The sequence below is a fragment of the Clostridium saccharoperbutylacetonicum N1-4(HMT) genome (assembly GCF_000340885.1).
GTDB classification, from domain to species: Bacteria; Bacillota; Clostridia; order Clostridiales; family Clostridiaceae; genus Clostridium; species Clostridium saccharoperbutylacetonicum.
The window spans coordinates 3,599,938-3,619,666 of sequence record NC_020291.1 but is presented as its reverse complement, the minus strand read 5'-3'; the positions used below and the strand labels follow the sequence as shown (position 1 = coordinate 3,619,666).

General features: G+C 29.3%; 16 protein-coding genes. 13 read left to right on the top strand and 3 right to left on the bottom strand.

Annotated elements, in window-relative coordinates:
• Positions 1–80 precede the first annotated feature (80 nt).
• The 8 genes from CSPA_RS16145 (at position 81) to CSPA_RS16115 (ending at position 8,329) form a co-directional block, all read left to right on the top strand.
• Entirely contained in the window at positions 81–1,907 is a 1,827-nt protein-coding gene (locus CSPA_RS16145; RefSeq protein WP_015393406.1) for a S8 family peptidase, read from the top strand.
• Positions 1,904–3,637, top strand: coding sequence for a S8 family peptidase (locus tag CSPA_RS16140; protein WP_015393405.1), 1,734 nt, complete (start codon positions 1,904–1,906; stop codon positions 3,635–3,637). Before CSPA_RS16145 ends, CSPA_RS16140 begins: the two co-directional genes overlap by 4 nt.
• Positions 3,638–3,845: 208 nt before the next feature.
• On the top strand, positions 3,846–4,490 hold the full coding sequence (locus CSPA_RS16135) for a pentapeptide repeat-containing protein (RefSeq protein ID WP_015393404.1): 645 nt from the start codon (positions 3,846–3,848) through the stop codon (positions 4,488–4,490).
• 59 nt (positions 4,491–4,549) lie between these two features.
• A complete protein-coding gene (locus CSPA_RS16130) occupies positions 4,550–5,398 on the top strand; it encodes a DegV family protein (protein ID WP_015393403.1) in 849 nt (282 codons plus the stop codon).
• A 139-nt stretch (positions 5,399–5,537) separates the two neighbouring features.
• Positions 5,538–6,401, top strand: a complete 864-nt coding sequence (locus CSPA_RS16125) for an SDR family oxidoreductase (protein ID WP_015393402.1) — start codon at positions 5,538–5,540, stop codon at positions 6,399–6,401.
• Between the two features lie 179 nt (positions 6,402–6,580).
• Positions 6,581–6,730, top strand: coding sequence for a hypothetical protein (locus CSPA_RS30250; RefSeq protein ID WP_015393401.1), 150 nt, complete (start codon positions 6,581–6,583; stop codon positions 6,728–6,730).
• 276 nt (positions 6,731–7,006) lie between these two features.
• The gene (locus CSPA_RS16120) at positions 7,007–7,249 is read left to right on the top strand and encodes a late competence development ComFB family protein (RefSeq protein WP_238917529.1); all 243 of its coding nucleotides are present in this window, start codon (positions 7,007–7,009) and stop codon (positions 7,247–7,249) included.
• A 159-nt stretch (positions 7,250–7,408) separates the two neighbouring features.
• The gene (locus tag CSPA_RS16115) at positions 7,409–8,329 is read left to right on the top strand and encodes a magnesium transporter CorA family protein (RefSeq protein ID WP_015393399.1); all 921 of its coding nucleotides are present in this window, start codon (positions 7,409–7,411) and stop codon (positions 8,327–8,329) included.
• A gap of 352 nt (positions 8,330–8,681) precedes the next feature.
• On the opposite strand, the gene cax is transcribed toward CSPA_RS16115, so the two are convergent.
• Positions 8,682–9,731, bottom strand: a complete 1,050-nt coding sequence (cax, locus tag CSPA_RS16110; RefSeq protein WP_015393398.1) for a calcium/proton exchanger — start codon at positions 9,729–9,731, stop codon at positions 8,682–8,684.
• Positions 9,732–9,956: 225 nt separating this feature from the next.
• Here cax and gloA point away from each other — a divergent pair, with 225 nt between their 5' ends.
• Together gloA and CSPA_RS16100 are read left to right on the top strand one after the other, a co-directional pair.
• Positions 9,957–10,334 (top strand): lactoylglutathione lyase, encoded by a 378-nt coding sequence (gene gloA, locus CSPA_RS16105; protein ID WP_015393397.1) that lies wholly within the window; start codon positions 9,957–9,959, stop codon positions 10,332–10,334.
• Between the two features lie 27 nt (positions 10,335–10,361).
• Positions 10,362–12,395 (top strand): penicillin-binding transpeptidase domain-containing protein, encoded by a 2,034-nt coding sequence (locus tag CSPA_RS16100; protein ID WP_015393396.1) that lies wholly within the window; start codon positions 10,362–10,364, stop codon positions 12,393–12,395.
• Between the two features lie 104 nt (positions 12,396–12,499).
• Here CSPA_RS16100 and CSPA_RS16095 read toward each other — a convergent pair whose 3' ends face one another.
• Positions 12,500–13,849 carry a [Fe-Fe] hydrogenase large subunit C-terminal domain-containing protein gene (locus CSPA_RS16095; protein ID WP_015393395.1) on the bottom strand — a complete coding sequence of 450 codons (1,350 nt, stop codon included), beginning with the start codon at positions 13,847–13,849 and terminating at the stop codon, positions 12,500–12,502.
• 216 nt (positions 13,850–14,065) lie between these two features.
• On the opposite strand from CSPA_RS16095, the gene CSPA_RS16090 reads away from it, so the two are divergent.
• Entirely contained in the window at positions 14,066–14,458 is a 393-nt protein-coding gene (locus CSPA_RS16090) for a hypothetical protein (protein ID WP_015393394.1), read from the top strand.
• Between the two features lie 57 nt (positions 14,459–14,515).
• Here CSPA_RS16090 and fba read toward each other — a convergent pair whose 3' ends face one another.
• A complete protein-coding gene (fba, locus tag CSPA_RS16085; RefSeq protein ID WP_015393393.1) occupies positions 14,516–15,382 on the bottom strand; it encodes a class II fructose-1,6-bisphosphate aldolase in 867 nt (288 codons plus the stop codon).
• Between the two features lie 296 nt (positions 15,383–15,678).
• On the opposite strand from fba, the gene CSPA_RS16080 reads away from it, so the two are divergent.
• Entirely contained in the window at positions 15,679–16,137 is a 459-nt protein-coding gene (locus CSPA_RS16080) for a NanQ anomerase/TabA/YiaL family protein (RefSeq protein ID WP_015393392.1), read from the top strand.
• A gap of 573 nt (positions 16,138–16,710) precedes the next feature.
• Positions 16,711–19,194, top strand: a complete 2,484-nt coding sequence (locus CSPA_RS16075) for a CoA-disulfide reductase (RefSeq protein WP_015393391.1) — start codon at positions 16,711–16,713, stop codon at positions 19,192–19,194.
• Positions 19,195–19,729: the final 535 nt, after the last annotated feature.

Genomic DNA, 19,729 nt, shown 5'->3' with positions numbered 1-19,729 from the left:
GTAGATTTGAAATTGTTACTATGAATAATTTAATCTATGCATAAATATTATTAAATATGAGTATTACAAAGGAGATATATGTGGCAAGTTTAAAAAATTGTAATCTTTATTATGAAGATTCACCTGATTATTTAGTTCAATATAGGGGCAAATTCAAAGAAGAAATTGATAAAATTGACTATGCTTGCGGGGATATCATAACAAATACTCTTGGTGTTATATCTACATCACCTCAATATTTAGACAGGCTACTAAACGATGTACCATCAATTAAGTATATTGATTCTAGGAGTAAATATGTACTTCAAGATATTTCACCTTCTAATGTTGATAATATAAATGCTATAAGTATTAATCCTTATCTAGATTTAACAGGTAGAGGCGTTTTAATAGGAATTGTTGATACTGGGATAGATTTTTTAAATGATGAATTTATTAGGGAAGATGATACGTCAAGAGTACTAAATATATGGGATCAAAGTATTAAAGACGTTTCTGATACAGCAGTATTTATTGGCAAAACTTTTTCAAATGAAGATATAAACAATGCAATAAAGGCTTATAGAAACAAGCAGAATCCATATGAAATTGTTCCATCAAGAGATGAAATTGGTCATGGAACACAAATGGCAGGAATAATCGGAGGAAGAGGATTTAACGCAGGATTTAAAGGAATTGCACCAGAATGTGAATTTGTTGTGGTTAAACTACTTGAATCGATTAATTTTAAAAATCAGTTACAAGCAAATGGAGTGCCGTATACACCAATATATAATACATCTGAACTTTTAGCTGGAATTGAATATTTGAAAAATTTTTCAATAAGAAGTAACAGACCTATGGTTATTTATCTTGGAATTGGAACGACTGAAGGTAGTCATGACGGAAATAGTATAGTATCTAGATATATATCGGATATTGGTACAATTAGAGGAATTGCAGTTGTTGCAGGAGTTGGTAATGAAGGGGCATCAGAAGGTCATGCCTCTGGATACATACCACAAGTGGGAGAAATATCGACAATTGAATTAAGGATACCGAAGGAAATAAAATATTTTTCATTTAATATATGGATAATAAAGCCTAATCGAGCATCAATTAATGTTATTTCACCCAATGGAGAAGCATCAAAATTTATAAAAGCAAAGGCGGGTGAAAGTGAAGATATTAATTTTGTATTTTATAATACTCAAATGAATGTTAGATATTATGTTCCAGAAATTTTTACTGGTCATGAAGTAATAGCACTAAATTTTAGTAGTATAAAAGCAGGAATATGGACTTTTCAATTAAGAGGTGATTATATAACTAGTGGTCAATATCATATATGGCTTCCACCTAAAAAGACTTTGCCTGAAAATACGAGATTTCTTCAATCAGATCCATATTATACATTGACGATTCCTTCTACCGCTAGAAATGTGGCTACAATAGCATATCATGGAAATAATAATTCATTAGTAGCTGAATCAGGTAAAGGGCCGAACGTTAATGAGATTGTTACTAATCCTGATGTAGCAACTCTAGGAATTGGAATTTTAACTACAAAAGTGTCTGGTGGAATAACTACCGTTTCTGGAAGTTCAGCAGCAACTGCTATTGTAGCAGGAGCATGCGCACTTTTGATACAATGGGGAGTTATTGATGGAAATGATAAGACTATGTTTTCAAAAAAAATTCTAGCATATTTAGATCTTGGTGCAGATAGAAGTAATCGTATTTATAGATATCCTAACAGGGAAATAGGATATGGTTTTTTTGACTTATTAGGAATATTTAATATTATCAGTAGAAGTTTTAGAGGAAATTTATATAAAAAATTATATAGAGATTATAATTATACTGAATACTATGTGAAGGATTTATTTATAAGAATTCCTAGAAAGAATATGGAGGAGGTTAAATGAAGAAAAGTTTAGAAGCTGAAAAGATTTTTCATGATGTTAGATATGATAATTATTTGGTTGAGTACAGGGGTGATATTGAAGCTGAAATTTCTCAAATACCAGATTATTATTTAACAATAATTAATGATAGATATGCAATTGTTTCAGTAATAAAAGATGTTGAAATTAATATGGGTGGAGAAACAAATATTAAATCTATTGTTTATGTTGCACCATCAGATTTTTATACATTACAAGATATTACACCTGTAGAAGCCTCACAAGCTAGGTACTTACAAGTTGGAAGTGAACTCAACTTAACTGGAAAAGGAATTAATATAGCTATTATTGATTCAGGAATTGATTATCTGAATGAAGAATTTACAAGTATTACTGGAGATACTAGGATTGAAGAGCTTTGGGATCAAACGATTTTGGATGTTAATAATGAATCAACAACAGTTCCATTTGGAGTTACTTATAACAAAAGTAGAATTAATGATGCTTTAATAGCAAATAGAAATGGAGGAAATCCATATGATATTGTGCCTAGTACTGATGAAATTGGACATGGTACAAATATGGCAGGAATAATAGGTGCTACTGGTAAAAATCCAAGATTGAAAGGGGTTGCTTACGATTGTAATTTTATAATTGTTAAATTGATCCCTGATTATTCTTATAAAGCACAATTTCCAGAAATTACGATACCAGTTTTTAATATAACTGCTGTATATGCTGCTTTTCAGCATGTCTATGAATATGCTTCAAATTCAAATATACCAACAGTTGTATATTTTCCATTAGGCAGCAATTTAGGCAGTCATAATGGACTTGGAATTTTAGCAGGTTTCATTGATCTAATAACAAGTAGTGAAGGAATAGCTATAGTTACGCCCACTGGTAATCAAAAAGACAAAGGGGTTCACACTTCAGGAACTTCAATACCATTCACAACTATTAAAGGTCAACCAGGTGGTATAATAGAATTTGTTGCATCTCCTGAACAATCACATCTGTGGATTGAGATTTGGGTTGATTTGCCCAATGTAATGTTTATAGAAGTGATATCACCTTCTGGTGAGAGTACTGGTATAATTGCAATTGTTACAAATTATACAGCCACTTATACTTATATTTTTGAAAAAACATCAATTAGAGCAAATTATTATTTACCAGAAGAAACTACTGGGGATGAATTAATACGAATTCGATTTTATAATTTACGACCAGGAATTTGGAGAATTAGATTATATGGTTACAATACTACAACAGGTAAATATAATGCGTGGATGCCTCAAAATGGTATAACAATTGGAGGTACAAGCTTTAGCTTTGCTGATCCTTTTGGAACTGTCACGAATCCATCAACTTCAATATACTCAGTTACAGTTGCTGCTTACAATCAAAATAATAATAATCTTGTAGATTTTTCAGGGAACTCTTTTTTGGATGCTTATATTGATAGAATCGATGTTGCTGCAGGGGGAGTTAATGCTATAACAGTAGCGCCAGGAAATAAAACAGCAGTTGTAAGTGGAACAAGTGTTTCAGCTGCCGTTGTATCTGGAATTTGTGCTATGCTATTTCAATGGGGTATTATAAATGGCAATGAACCTAGAATGTTTGCTCAGACTATTAAATCTTATCTTGCAAGTGGTACAGTTATTCGAAGTGGTGATTTAATTCCTAATCCATATTGGGGGTATGGAATTGTAAATGTTCCTAAAATTTTTGAAAATAGAATATAATTAAAGTATTCATGTATATAAATTAATTTAACGACAGCCTCATTTTATTTAAGTGAGGCTTTTTTCATTTAGTTAGCTTAATACTAAGAACTAGACATCATCCTACTTAAGTAATATACTAGATAGTATAAAAACGCAGTTTATATAATTTTGATTATAAGGAAAGTAAGAAGACTAAGCTTATTTTACCTAGAATAGGGGAACATAAATGTCAGATTTAAATAAAATATTAAAACCTAGATTTGAAACAATACTCCAAGAAAAGGATAATATTAAAGATGAACTAATAAATGAAGGTTATTTAACTAATGCTTTAATTCAAAATACAAGTTTAGATTATTTTGATAAGGAAAGAATAGAGATAAATGGCTGCCGATTTATAAATGTTACATTTAATGAAGTGAGTTTTAAAAATATTGATTTAATAGATGTAATTTTTGAAAACTGTGATTTATCAAATGTAGATTTTTCAGATGGAAGTATACATAGAGTGGAGTTTAAAGAATGTAAACTAATTGGAACTAATTTTGGTGAAAGTAATCTTCAAAACGTACTTTTCGAAAAGATTATGGGAAGATACTTAAATTTTGGATACTCTAAAATGAAAAATATTAATTATAATGAAGCTAGTATGCAGGGGGCAATATTTTTAGAGTGTGTTCTTAACAAAGTTGCATTTAAAAATTGTGATTTGAGTAGTTGTGAATTTACGAATACATCTTTAAAAAATATAGATTTTAGAGATAATGATATTTCTGATATTTTATTAACAGGAAAAGAATTAAGGGATGCTATTGTATCACCTATACAAGCGGTGGAACTTGCAAGATTTCTTGGAGTTATAATTAAATAGAAAAGATATACAAAATGTTTACTGTACCGAAGTTATAGTATTATTAAGGAGGAACATAAATGGAGAAAATAGCATTAATAACAGACAGTGCTTCAGATATAAACTTTGAAATATTAGAAGAAAATAATATTAAAATGCTGCCTTTTAGAATAATATATTCAGATAAAGAATATGAAGATAGAATAGATATAACACCTGAAATGATGTATGCACGGTTAGAAGATGAAATACCAAAAACTTCATTGCCTAGCATAGAGAAGATAACTGAAGTTTTTAAAAAGGTAATTTCAGAAGGGTATACACATGCAATTATAATAACAATTTCAGCTGCTTTTTCAGGAACTTACAATGCTGTAAGATTGGTTTGTGAAAGCTTTCCAGAACTACAAACATTTGTTTTTGATTCAAAAACATTAACTATGGCTGAAGGGGCCATTGTTCTTGAAACTTCAAAAATGATAATGGATGGTAAAACCTTTTTAGAGATTACAGAAGCATTGCCAAGACTTAGGAAAAATATCGATTTATATTTTACTATCGATACATTAGAATATTTACAAAAAGGTGGACGAATAGGTAAAGTAGCTGGAACTATTGGAGAATTCTTAAATCTTAAACCCATAATAACGGTAGCTGATGATGGAACTTATAGAACTGCTGCTAAAGCAAGAGGTTCAAAGCAATCGGTATCGAAATTGGTTGATATATTTAAAGGATATTTAGAAAATGGAAAATGTAAAGCTTGGATTTTAGATGGGAATGGCCCTGATAAAGTTCAAAATTTATATGATTCTATAAAAGATTTACCGAATGTAGTTGAATGCTCAATAGCATGTACTATTGGACCAGCACTAGGAGTTAATACAGGTCCAGGACTTGTAGGTTTAGCGATTGAAAAGATAGAGTAAATATATACCAATTTATAAACTTCTATGAAATTAAGTATTTTTAATTTCATAGAAGTTTTGTTTTTTTAATTTTAAATATTTTTTATAAATTAGGATAGACTATTTAAATAATAAAATAGATACCAAGGAGGCTTTAAAGATGAATTACCCAACATGTTTTCCTAAACAACATCAAAATGAACAACCAGGATTAGAACACATAATGAATCCTATACCTATATTTGATAATCCTAATTGTAATAAAGGTAAATTATTAGAAAATAAAGTTGCAGTAATTACAGGAGGAGATAGTGGAATAGGAAAGGCTGTGGCAATTGCTTATGCAAAGCAAGGAGCAGACATAATTATAGTATATTATAATGAAAAAAATGATGCCGAAGAGACTAAAAAAATAATCGATAGCTTAAACAGAAAATGTACCCTTATTGAGGGAGATATAAGTAATTCAAAATTTTGTGATGAAGTCATACAGAATATTGTCAATGAATATGGAAAAATTGATATACTAGTTAATAATTCAGCAGTACAATATGAATGTACTGACATGAAGAAACTTACTAATGAGCAATTTGATAAAACATTTAAAACTAATGTATATGGAACCTTTTATATGACTAGGGCTTCCTTAAATCATTTAAAACCAGGAGGATGTATTATAAATACTGCTTCTATTACTGCTTATAAGGGGAATGAGACTTTAATTGATTACTCTATGACAAAAGGCGCTATAGTTGCATTAACACGATCTTTATCAACAGCATTAGCAAAAGGTAAAACAGGGATAAGAATCAATGCTGTAGCACCAGGTCCAATTTGGACTCCACTTATTCCAGCAAGTTTTGATGAAAACAAAGTCTCAAAGTTTGGTTCAGACACACCAATGGGAAGAGCAGGTCAACCTGTAGAATGTGCTGGTGCTTACGTATTTTTGGCTTCAGAAAGTGCTTCGTATATTACTGGCCAGGTGATACATATAAATGGCGGAGAAATAGTAAATTCTTAAACTAATTATATTAATATCTTGATTCTGCCTTAGGGGCAGGGTTTATGTTTTGTGTGGAGGGGTTTTTTTAGAAATTAATTTCGTATAAATATAACATAGAATTAACAATATATATACATGGAATTATCATCAAGTTGATATAATTAATTTACAATTAAATATCAAGGATGGTGATTTTCATGACTCCAAAAGAATTAACTGAAAAAACTATTAAAGATATTATGAAAAGAAGACAAAAGATGAAAAATGAGTTTTATGGATATCAAAAAGAAAGAAATGTTAGGAAATTAAGAAATTGGAGTGTAAAAGTTGGAGGTTGTCGCTGGTAATATTTAAAAGGATGTAAGTATTTAAGGATATTGAAGAATATGGCATTGTAATATGATTATTAATTGTATTGCAATGCCATATTTAATTTTTTAGTATAAATTATACTATACATAACATATAGAAACATATATAATTAATGATATAAATGTTATTATTTAGTTTATTTTATTACTAAACTGATGTTATAATGTTTTTATTGTTGTTTAGGGGTAACGATAATATCAAAAATATTAGGGGGATAAGGGAGAGATGTAATGTATAATGTTATAAACTACATGGAGATATGGGTAAATGAATATATGGATGTGTTATTGGAGAGATCAGGCGGATGCAAATGTGATAACTGTAAGAGAGATATTTTTACGTTATCACTTAATAATTTGAAGCCTTGTTATGTGGCAACCCCTATAGGAAACATAATGGCTAGGTTGGAAAGTACTAAACAACAATTTGAGACCGACATAATTGTAGAAATTACAAAGGCAATAAACAAAATTAATTCTAATCCAAATCATTAAATTAAAAATACATATTTTGTTTAATCTTAGAGCTTAGATTAACTTAAAAAATGTTTATACTTATTTACTTAAATATATGGAATATAAAATAAATTTATATTTCATATATTTATTTTTAGACAAATTAATTAGCATAATAAAGAAAACAGGTGATTTATAATGATATATTGCTTAAAAAACGACATTTTGAATAAAGATTCCATTGAGGAAATAGCATTAAATAATGATAAATTATTTATTGGAGTAGTTACTTTTAATGAATTGAGAGAATTAGCACCTAAACTCAACATAAATGAAAAAATATTAAATGATTGTTTAAATGGAAGGACCTCAAAGTTTGAAAGTTATGAGGGGTTTGATTATATTGCTCTAAAAATTCCTAAAATAGAGGATATCTTATCTCAGTCAAGAAGAGTATGTATATTTTTGGATAGTAATGTACTTTTATTTATCGGTGATAAAGAAAAACTTTTAGATGATATTACTTCAAAATGTGAAATAGAAGAAATAAAGTGTACTAGTCTTTGTAAAATGCTCTATATATTTTTTGATAAGCTTACATCGGAAGATACTTATCATATTGAAAATATTGAAAAAGAAATTACTGAATTAGAAGATGGGTTATTGACTTCAAAGAATGATAATTACTTAAATAAAATAATTATTCTAAGAAAGAAGTTATTGAAGCTAAAGCGATATTATGAAAGACTTTTAAATATTGCTGAAACTATAGAAGAGAATGAAAATGAATTAATTGATGAGAAGACAATTAAATATTTTAGAATGTTTACAAATAGAATTAATAGATTATATCAAGGTGTCAATAATTTAAGGGATTATGTCACACAAGTTAGAGAAGCATATCAAGCACAAGTTGATATAAATCAAAATACATTAATGAAACTTTTTACAGTTGTGACTACAATTTTTTTACCACTAACATTAATAGTAGGCTGGTATGGAATGAATTTAAAGATGCCAGAATATAATTGGGATTATAGCTATCCATTGATTATTATAATAAGTATTTGTATAATAATTTCTTGTGTTTATTGGTTTAAAAAAAATAAATGGATTTAAATGTTGATTTATAAAATTCAATATGACATAAATAATTTATAAGTTAGATTTTATTATTTTTTGATTAAATAGAATTAAAAATGGAATAAGATGGGTTGGAAGAATGTTTTTACATTTAACTTTATAGCAATGATGCAAAAAGCCAGCAATTAATTTAAGATTGATTGTTGACTTTTTTTTATAAAAAGAGGGAAAATTAGAATATTAAATGTTTTAGATAGGTTAAAAATTAAGTACAAGATACTTATAATTATTACAAATATACCATAAAATTTTTGAATAAAATTAAAGAAGGATTATAAGGGATGTTTTATAAAACATCCCTTAATATACTTATGTTCAAGTTTATAGATTATAAAATAAAAAATGATGCAGCTATTATAAAATATACAGCAAGAAGTTGTACTCCTTCAAGCCAGTTTGATTCTCCATCATTGGACACCCTATTAGCTATAAAAACTGCTACGATAAGGGCAATCAATTCAAATTCGTTAAAAACAATACTCATAGGAGTAAATATCAAACTAATAAATATCAAGATTGGAGCCACAAAAAGAATTATTTGTAAGCTAGAGCCGATAGCAATTTCTAAAGCCACATCCATTTTATTTTTCATAGCCATTATTACCCCAGTGCTATGTTCGGCTGCATTTCCAATAATAGGTATAATGATAATTCCTACAAAAAATTCACTAAGTCCTAAACTTTTAGTTACTGATTCAATACCACTTACTAAAAATTCACTTTCAATAGCTATTAATACAGTTGCAATTATTAATACTAGAATTGCTTTCTTTAAAGACCATTTAGGATTAGCAGATCCTTCTTCTTCCAGATTAACTGAATAAATATCTTTGTGAGTAAAGAAAGAAAAAACTAAACTCAATACGTAAATAATTAGCATAATTACTGCAACAACAATACTTAAACCTTCATATCTTGTGTTTAGTAACGATGGATCTACAGTATGTGTGAATAATGCTGGCACACACAAACCTACTACGGCGAAAAGCAGCATACTAGAGGAAACTTCTACTACTTTTTTATTGAAGGATTGGGTTTTGTATTTTAATCCTCCTGCGAGCATGCTTGCACCAAGCACTAATAAAATATTTCCTATTACTGCACCTGCTATAGAGGATTTCACCACTTCAAACAGTCCTTGTCTAAGAGCGAAAAAAGATATTATAAGTTCAGTGGCATTTCCAAAAGTTCCATTTAGAAATCCACCTATCTTGGGCCCTGAATAAAATGAAATTTCTTCAGTTCCTTCACCCATAACTCCTGCTAAAGGTACAATTGAAAGAGCAGCAAGAACAAACATTATTGTAGGGGAAGCATGCAAAAATTCAGCCACAAAGCTTATTGGTATAAAAATTAGTAAATACTTTAAAAATTTCAAGTAATTTAACCTCCTTATGTTGTAAAAATTAAAAATGCCAGTAAGAATATTATGCTATATTATACTGATAAATACAATAATATAGAGCTTTTTAATTTTAACAATGATTTATTGCGAAAATTTGGTATTTTTACATTGTAATTAATATGGTATATTATAATAGAAATATTTTATGGAATATAAATTTTTTTATTAATAAAAAATTAGAATAAAGGGGGACATTATATGTCAGTTAAATTATTACATACTTGTATTAGAGTTAAAAACTTAGAACAATCATTAAAATTTTATAGAGATGCTTTAGGACTTGAAGAAACTAGAAGAAAGGATTTTCCTGAGCATGGATTTACCTTAGTTTATTTATCGGATATTAATAAAGATTATGAAATTGAACTTACTTATAATTATGATTCAGATGGATATGATATAGGAAACGGCTTTAGTCACACTGCTATTGGAGTGGAAAATCTTGAAGAAATGAGAGAAAAGCATGTTGCTTTAGGCTATGAAGTTACACCTTTAAAGGGATTACCAGGAGAACAACCTAAATATTATTTTGTTACAGATCCAGATGGATATAAAGTCGAAGTTATAAGACTTTAGAAATATAAATTTTGAAGGGATGCTTGTATGGAGAAGAAGAAAAATGTTTATGTCATCATAGGGACATCTGTAGTAGTCATTCCATTTATAATATGTGTTGTAGCTTTCTTAATATATAATAATGTTCATAAGCCACAAGATAAATTAATAGAATATGTTAATTTAATAAATGAGAAAAGTTATGATAAAATGTATGAATTAACTGATTCTGGCACAAAGCAGAAAATTTCCAAAGATGATTTTATTGCAAGGAATAAAAATATCTATGAAGGAATGGAAGTTTCAAAACTAAAAGTTGATATTAAAAATGTAAATAAAAATGGAAGCCTAGCAACTATAGAGTATGAAACAAGTATGGATACATTATGTGGAAACTTAGAATTTTCAAATAGTATAGTGTTAAGTAGAGAATTAGGACAGGAATATAAAATACAGTGGGATTCAAAGAATATATTCCCGGATCTCACTGATTATGACAAAATTAAAATTAAAACTATAAAATCTAAAAGAGGAGATATTTTAGATAGAAATGGAGTACAGTTGGCAACTGATTCGATTTCTTCAAATGTTGGAATAGTTCCAGGTAAATTAACCGGAGATAAAGAAAAGGCAATTAAAGATGCTGCGAAATTATTGGAAATTTCACCAGAATACATTAACAAAGAAATTAGTGCTTCTTATGTTAAAGCCGACATGTTTATTCCAATAAAGTTAATACCTTATGGTGATTCAAGAATTCCTGAGTTACTTAAAATTTCTGGTATAAAAATTAATGATAAGGATTCTAGAGTTTATCCATTAGGGGAGCAGGCTGCACATCTAGTAGGGTATATTCAAACTATAAATAAAGATGAACTTGATAAACATAAGGATCAAGAATACAATGATAGTTCGGTTATTGGTAAAGCTGGTCTTGAAAAAGCATTTGAAGATACACTTAGAGGAATTGATGGTGCTGAAATTTATATTCAAGGTAAAGATGGTGAGAAAAAAAAGTCACTTATAAGTAAAGAAGTTAAAGATGGTACTGACTTGAAATTAACAATTGATGCCAACTTACAAAGTTTAATATATAACCAATTAGGTAATGATAAAGCAGCTTCAGTTGCTATGAATCCAAATACAGGTGAAGTTTTGGCTTTAGTTAGCACACCATCTTATAATCCTAATGATTTTGTATTGGGTATGTCTAATGATAAGTGGACAAATTTAAATAATGATCCTAATAAGCCTCTATATAATAGATTTCAAGCAGCTATTGTCCCAGGTTCGTCATTTAAACCTATAACAGCTGTTATAGGTGTTGATACTAAAAAAATAGATCCAAATACTGATAAGAATATTAAGGGCTTAAGTTGGAAAAAGAATAATAGCTGGGGAAATTACTCAGTTACAAGGGTAAGTGAGTATGGGGGTGCTTCTAATTTATTAAATGCTTTAGTATATTCAGATAATATATATTTTGCACAGGCAGCAATTGATATAGGTAAAGATGTGTTTAAAGATAAATTAAATAGTTTTGGATTTACAGACAAAATACCTTTTGAATATCCATTGTATAATTCTCAATTTTCAAGTAATAAAGAATTCAAATCGGAAGTTCAACTGGCTGATAGTGGTTATGGTCAAGCAGAAGTTTTAGTAAATCCAGTTCATTTAGGTGCACTATACACAATGTTTGAAAATAATGGAGATATACTAAATCCAACTCTAATATATAGTGGTTCTCATGACAATAAAGTATGGAAATCTAATGTAGTATCAAAAGATGCAGCTAATTTAGTGCTTCAAGACTTGATTCAAGTAGTAGAAAATCCTGCTGGAACAGGACATGCTGCTTTTACTAGCGGATTAACAATAGCAGGTAAAACGGGGACTGCTGAACTTAAAACCTCTCAAACAGATACAACAGGTACAGAAACAGGATGGTTTGTAGGAATGACAACTAATAAAGTACCTAATAATTTATTAGTTGTGATGATGGTAGAAGATGTAAAAAATAGAGGAGGAAGTCATTACGTAGTTCCAAAGGCTAAAAAAGTATTAGAAACAGTTAAGTAAGGATTGCATTAAAGTATAGGATTTAAAACAAAGTTTTTATGATTTAGAGATAGCCCACTTTAGTTTAAATATTTGATAGTTAAGCTAAAGTGGGTTGATTTTAATTACAGTTCACGTTCGAAAATGCTTACTTTTTCTTTATTATGAAAATCATCTATTGAATGAATATCTAATTTATCTAAAATTTCATCGAGCACTTTGCTATGAACAGGTACTTTTATGGCAGAATTATAAGCTATGTCATCAGCTGCTTCTTTTCCTAAAGTTGTTGGTATTATGGCTTTTGGTCCACCGACGCATCCACCAATACAACCCATTCCTTCAAGAAAGTTTGCATTTATTTCACCAGCTAAAGCTTTATTTAGAAGCTCCTTACATTCCTTGACACCAGAAGCCTGAGTAGATTTAAAGTGTTTTGCTTTTTTAGGATAAAGTTCTTTAATAACATCATTAACAGCTATGGAAACACCACCACTTCTAGCATATAATCTTCCACCTCTTGACGCATATTCTCTAGATGGTATGCCTTTTAATTTATCTGGCTCAATGTCTAAAGCTGAAAAAATTTCATCAACTTCTTGAAAGGTTAATACGAAATCAACTGCATCATTCAAGTCTTTCTCTTTAGCTTCAGCCTTTTTTGCTATACAAGGACCTATGAATACAACCTTTGCATCATTATCAAGTCTTTTTATGATTCGAGCTGCAGCAACCATAGGAGAAACTGAAGGAGATAAATCAGGGACTAGTTCTTTATATACCTTTCTTAACATACCAATCCAGAGAGGGCAACAGCAAGAAGTAATCATTAAATCTTTTGGGCCATGTATATGTTTATCAAATTCTACCGCCTCTTTTATTGATAACACATCAGCTGCAAGTGCAACCTCGATCATATCAGTAAAACCAATTTTAATAAAGGCTTCACGTAATTTATCTAGAGTTACACTATCTCCAAATTGACCACTTATTGCAGGAGCAACAATTGCAAAGACTTTTTGGTTGTTTTTAATTAAATCTAAAACAGGAATAAAAAATACTTTGTCTAATATTCGTCCATTCTTACAAGCATCTATACAGACTCCGCAATTCAGACAACGTTCATTATCTATATATGTAGATTTATTTTCTTCATTGTATAATATTGCTCCAAATGGGCATGCTTCTTGACAGGGGAATTTTCCACTTTCATTTTCCGAACAATTTTCAGGACAATCTTTTATTTTTTCAATTAATTTTGAATTTACAGTATATTCAGTGATTGCTTTTTTTAAATTATATTTATAATTATTATCAAATTCCATGGAAACCCCACATAAAGATGTTATAATGGAGAAAGTTTCTTGTGGAGACTTTTTATGGCATACCATAATGCGTTCAAGTGTTTCATCGAAATTACCTTCATAATATGATTTTACTAATTCATCAAATAAATCAGTATATTTATTATTCATTTAGACACCTCCATAGTGAAAGTATTATTATATGTTAGTATACATTTATTTTTAAATAAAAATACTTAAAATCAAAATAAGTAAAAAAAATAGATAAAAAATAAAATAAAAGAAGGGAATATTGCAAAGATGTAGAATAATACAAGTAGGATAATAAATTTTAGTTTATTTGTAAACGTATAAATCATTTGAATGGGATTTTTAAGGAGGATTGAAATGTTTTTTTATATATTAAATTTGTTGAATGATGCATTGAAAAAAAATAAAATAGATAATTTACCAGCTTTTGAAGTTATAGATGATACGACTAATATTGCAAAATTAGCAGGAATCAAGAGAAATTTTGATTTTAAATGCTTTAATGATAAAATAATCACTATTTTTAGACTTTTTAGCAAGTATAAGTTAACGTTAACAGATAGTATCGATATACTAGATAAGCTTATTATAAATGAAAAAAATTCTTGGATATTAAAAAACATTTATGGAGATGTATATATATATGAGAAGGAAAAATCAAGATTAGATTTGATATTTTTGATAAATCATATTTTAAATAGGTATAAAATTATGGAAATGGAAGTAAGCTTAACTGGATTAGCTTTATAAAATAATGCAAATTAAAATAAGGAGCAACATAATGTTGCTCCTTAAATTTATTTGAAATTAAGCTTTGTTTACAGAACCAAATAATTCCATTTTTTCTTTAACTGTAGCTTTTATAGCTTCAAAACCTGGAGCTAATAACTTTCTTGGGTCAAATCCTTTTCCTTCTAAATCTTTTCCGGCTTCAATATATTTTCTTGTAGCTTCTTGGAATGATAATTGACACTCAGTGTTAACGTTGATTTTAGCAACTCCTAAAGAGATAGCTTTCTTTATCATATCTTCAGGGATACCAGTACCACCGTGTAATACTAATGGCATTTCAGTTCCAACAGCTTCTTCGATTTTAGCTAATGCATCAAAATCTAATCCAGCCCAGTTAGCAGGGTATTTTCCATGGATATTTCCAATACCAGCAGCTAACATTGTAACACCAAGTTCAGCAATTTGCTTACATTCGTTTGCATCAGCAACTTCACCTTTACCAACAACTCCGTCTTCTTCTCCACCAATTGAACCAACTTCTGCTTCTAAAGAAAGTCCTTTTGCATTAGTTATAGCAACTAATTCTTTAGTTTTTTCTATATTTTCAGCTATTGGGTAGTGAGAACCATCGAACATGATTGATGAGAATCCAGCTTCGATACATTTTTTAGCACCTTCATAGCTGCCGTGATCTAAATGTAATGCAACTGGTACAGTTATGTTTAATTCTTCGATCATTGCTTTTACCATAGCAGCAACAGTCTTATATCCAGTCATATATTTTCCAGCACCTTCAGAAACACCTAAAATTACTGGTGAATTGTTTTCTTGTGCAGTTAATAATACAGCCTTAGTCCATTCTAAATTATTGATGTTGAATTGACCAACTGCATATTTTCCTTCTCTAGCTTTGTTTAACATTTCTTTAGCTGATGTTAACATTTTACGACCTCCGTATACTTATATATTTATTATAATAACTATAATATGTTAAGAAAAATGAAATTGTTATTTTTATATCAAGTTTCTTTTTTCACCCTTATTATACTCTAAAATTACCTATATGAAAACAAAAAAATGAAAAATATGCTTTTGTAGTCTTAATGTAGAATATTATTGCTTAAGGTTTTTGGTAAAATAATTGAAATCTATAATATATAGGTATATTATAGAAATAATGTTTCTACATACATGATGTAAAGAAAAATATAATTTAGTTTAATTGGAGGAAGAAAGCTATGATTTGTGAAAACATAAAAAATACTAAAGATTACACTGGTATTAATCCAAATTTTAAGAAAGCATTTGAATTTATAATCAATAATAATTTAAACGAATTGAAGGTTGGCAATTATGAGATAGATGGTGATAAAGTTTTTGCATTTGTTCAAGAATATACTACACAAGCAGCAGTAGATAAAAGATGGGAATCTCATGAAAAATATATAGATATACAATATATTATTGATGGAGAAGAAGTTATGGGATATGTTCCAATCCATAGTTTAAAGGAATGTGAAGATTTAAGAGCTGATAAAGATTTAATTTTTTATAATGAAATTGAAAAAGCTTCAAGTATTACCTTTTCAAAAGGAGATTATGCAATCTTTTTTCCAGAAGATGGACATAAGCCAGGATGTGCTTTAGGAGAAGGTTCTAAAGTAAAAAAAATAGTTATAAAGGTTGCATGTAAATAAAATATCTATTTAAATATTATAATTTAAGTTACAAAAAAGAATCTTTAACCATTGATGGTTAGGGTTCTTTTTTTATTCTTTGGAAATTTAAATGCAGTAAAATCTATGGATAATATATGAAAAAGGCTATTTAAGTGAGTTGTGTATAAGAAAAGAATAAAAAACAAATCATATTCGCCTACATAAAATGTTCTCGTATGCAGCATAGCTGCCTTTTCTAAGGGAATGTTCTTATATGCAGCATAGCTGCTCTTTCTAAGGTGCACATTTTTCTCACATACGTTCGAAAAGGCAGATGCGCACCTATAAAAAGAGTGCGAAGCACAATACGGAACTTAATATTAAAAATCTCCGGCTCCACAGTCGCCTGCTATTTTTTTATGTGATAAAGTCACAGACAGTGTTAAAGTATATAAGTTAAACTCTAGTTAAGATAGTAATTTCAATAGTTTAGGTGATGATAATAAAAACAAATTGTAGATATTTAACAAGTTTTAATTTGTTAAAAAATTAATTTACCAACTTTAGTTATTATTGTATTTAGATAAAAAATTGTAAGAAGGAGAGATTCTTATGGGTAAAAAGATAATCATTGTTGGTGGTGTTGCTGGAGGAGCTTCTACAGCAGCTAGACTTAGGAGGTTAGATGAAAAAGCTAAAATAATTATGATTGAAAAAGGTGAATATATATCATTTGCTAATTGTGGACTTCCATATTATATTGGAGAAACTATTGATGATAGGGGAAAACTTATTGTTCAAACAGTGGAAGAGATGAGTGAAAAGTTTAATTTAGATATAAGAAATTTAAACGAAGTTATGAAAATAGATAAAGAAAATAAAACGGTTAAGATAAGAAATCTTAAAACTAAAGAAGAATATGAAGAAACATATGATGTTTTAGTGTTATCTCCAGGTGCTGCACCTATAAAACCAGGAATAGCAGGTATAGATGAAGCTAAAAACCTATTTACTTTGAGAAATATTCCTGATACAGATAATATAAAAGGGTATGTAGATAATAATAAACCTAAGCACGCCACAGTAATAGGCGGAGGTTTTATTGGTCTTGAAATGGCAGAAAATCTTCATGCTAGAGGTATAAAGGTTACTCTTGTTGAAGCTAGTGATCAAGTAATGGCTACACTTGATATAGAAATGGTAAGCATAATACATGAGCATTTAATTGATAAAAACGTTGAATTAATATTAAAAGATGGAGTCGCAGAATTTAAGGATAATGGTAAAAAAATAATATTAACAAGTGGCAAAGAAATTTTAACTGACATGATAATATTGTCAATTGGAGTTAAACCAGAAACAACGATAGCAAAAGAGGCTAATCTTAATTTAAATGAAAGAGGTGCCATTGTAGTTGATAAATTCATGAAAACTTCAGACCCTAATATTTTTGCCTTAGGGGATGCAGTAGAAATTATGGACTATGTAAATAAGAAGCCAACTATGATTCCTCTTGCATGGCCTGCTAATAGACAAGGAAGAATAGTTGCGGATAATATTTGTGGACGAAATGTAGAATACAAAGGAACTCTTGGTTCATCTGTAGCAAAGGTCTTTGATTATACAGTAGCTACAACTGGAAATAATGAAAAGATATTAAAACGTTTAGGTATAGAATATGAGGCTATTCATATTCATCCAAGTTCTCATGCAGGGTATTATCCAGGTTCTTTTCCTATAGCATTTAAAATGCTATTTGAACCTAAAACAGGGAAAATATTTGGAGCACAAGGTGTTGGCTTAGATGGGGTTGAAAAAAGAATAGATGTACTTGCAACTGCAATAAAGGGAAATTTAACTGTTTTTGACTTACAAGATGTAGAATCTTGTTATGCACCACCATATAATTCAGCTAAAGATCCAGTAAATATGCTTGGCTATTATGCTTCAAACATTATTGAAGGACTTACAGAAATAATTCGATGGTATGAAGTGGATAATTTAGATAAAGATAATTCGATTATATTGGATATAAGAGAGGAATTTGAATTAGTTACAGGTGGTTTTGAAAATTCTACTCACATTCCACTTAGCCAGTTAAGAAGTAGATTAGATGAAATACCAAAAGATAAAAAAATATATGTAACCTGCCAAGTTGGGCTTAGGGGATATGTTGCTTGTAGATTATTAAAGCAAAATGGAATTGAATGCTCAAATATTGATGGAGGAGTTAAGACTTATCTTAATGTAAAAAGGGCGGAAGAAAGTATTAAGAATCAATGTAAAAATAAAGATGAAATAAAAGAAGAGGCGGCTGTTATGAAAGAAGATTTAGATATAACTAAAGTTAAGGCAAATATAACATTGAATGCTTGCGGATTACAATGCCCAGGGCCAATAAAAAGAGTTTTTGAAGAAATGAAGAATATGGAAGACGGCAATATTTTAGAAGTTAAAGCTAGCGATCCAGGTTTTGCTAAAGACATAAAATCTTGGTGTGATTCAACAGGAAATACTTTATTAAAATCGGAATTTAGTAATCATGAAAAAGCTTTTGTGGCTTATATTCAAAAAGGAAAAGCAGTTTTATCAAATAAAGAAGTAGTTCAAACACAGGCTACTAATAAAAATGGAGCCACTTTAGTTGTATTTAGTGGAGATTTAGATAAGGCAATAGCATCCTTTATTATCGCTACAGGAGCAGCTTCTATGGGTAAAGAGGTTACTATGTTCTTTACTTTCTGGGGACTTAATATATTAAAGAGTGAATCTAAGCCTAAGGTAAATAAAGATGTTATGGAAAAAATGTTTGATGTAATGCTTCCAGCACATCCTGGAAAATTGCCATTATCACAAATGAATATGATGGGTATGGGTCCAGCAATGATTAAACAAATCATGAAAAAACACAATGTTGACAGTTTAGAAACATTAATAAAAAATGCTATCGATATGGGTGTTAAGGTTGTTGCATGTTCTATGAGTATGGAGCTTATGGGGATTAAGAAAGAAGAATTCATTGATGGAGTTGAAATTGGTGGAGTTGCTTCATATTTAGGAGCTACAGATGATTCAAGCTTGAATTTGTTTATTTAAATTTGCATTCAGGTGATATTTATCCAATAATTCTTTATATTTACATTTAAAAAAGTTAATGATAAAATTTTATATAATTAATAACAAAGTCACTACATTTACAAAAAATAGTTGAATGTAGTGGCTTTTAAATTAATAAAATATATAGGTATCCAGCGCGAGAATTAAACTTATATGGTAACTTACCGAAATTAAACACATATTTATTACAGCGGACTAATGAAATTTTCGCTGGATGGGTTCTAAGTGGAAGGTTGCAGCCATTTCTGCATGTTCCTAAAGTAAATTTATGACAAGCAGAAAGTGGAACAACCAATAGAGGAAACTCGACTCACGTTCGTTCGCTGAGTAAGCGATTCACACCAAATCAGTTTTTTAAAGGAGGTTAACTCATGAATGAGTTAACTAAGTTCAAGAAACCAAATCATAGATTTGGACTTTCACTTATCTGCTTAAGAACCATCATCAGCTTAATTTCATATGCCGCTTGCACAAATATGTATCTAATTTCTAGTTTGGTGTTACGATTATAATT

Excerpts from the sequence above, each read along its gene's own strand:
- CSPA_RS16140 (WP_015393405.1), top strand. The coding sequence starts at position 1,904 with ATGAAGAAAAGTTTAGAAGCTGAAAAGATTTTTCATGATGTTAGATAT.
- CSPA_RS16135 (WP_015393404.1), top strand. The coding sequence starts at position 3,846 with ATGTCAGATTTAAATAAAATATTAAAACCTAGATTTGAAACAATACTC.
- CSPA_RS16130 (WP_015393403.1), top strand. The coding sequence starts at position 4,550 with ATGGAGAAAATAGCATTAATAACAGACAGTGCTTCAGATATAAACTTT.
- CSPA_RS16125 (WP_015393402.1), top strand. The coding sequence starts at position 5,538 with ATGAATTACCCAACATGTTTTCCTAAACAACATCAAAATGAACAACCA.
- CSPA_RS30250 (WP_015393401.1), top strand. The coding sequence starts at position 6,581 with ATGACTCCAAAAGAATTAACTGAAAAAACTATTAAAGATATTATGAAA.
- CSPA_RS16120 (WP_238917529.1), top strand. The coding sequence starts at position 7,007 with ATGGAGATATGGGTAAATGAATATATGGATGTGTTATTGGAGAGATCA.
- CSPA_RS16115 (WP_015393399.1), top strand. The coding sequence starts at position 7,409 with ATGATATATTGCTTAAAAAACGACATTTTGAATAAAGATTCCATTGAG.
- gloA (WP_015393397.1), top strand. The coding sequence starts at position 9,957 with ATGTCAGTTAAATTATTACATACTTGTATTAGAGTTAAAAACTTAGAA.
- CSPA_RS16100 (WP_015393396.1), top strand. The coding sequence starts at position 10,362 with ATGGAGAAGAAGAAAAATGTTTATGTCATCATAGGGACATCTGTAGTA.
- CSPA_RS16095 (WP_015393395.1), bottom strand. The coding sequence starts at position 13,849 with ATGAATAATAAATATACTGATTTATTTGATGAATTAGTAAAATCATAT.
- CSPA_RS16090 (WP_015393394.1), top strand. The coding sequence starts at position 14,066 with ATGTTTTTTTATATATTAAATTTGTTGAATGATGCATTGAAAAAAAAT.
- fba (WP_015393393.1), bottom strand. The coding sequence starts at position 15,382 with ATGTTAACATCAGCTAAAGAAATGTTAAACAAAGCTAGAGAAGGAAAA.
- CSPA_RS16080 (WP_015393392.1), top strand. The coding sequence starts at position 15,679 with ATGATTTGTGAAAACATAAAAAATACTAAAGATTACACTGGTATTAAT.
- CSPA_RS16075 (WP_015393391.1), top strand. The coding sequence starts at position 16,711 with ATGGGTAAAAAGATAATCATTGTTGGTGGTGTTGCTGGAGGAGCTTCT.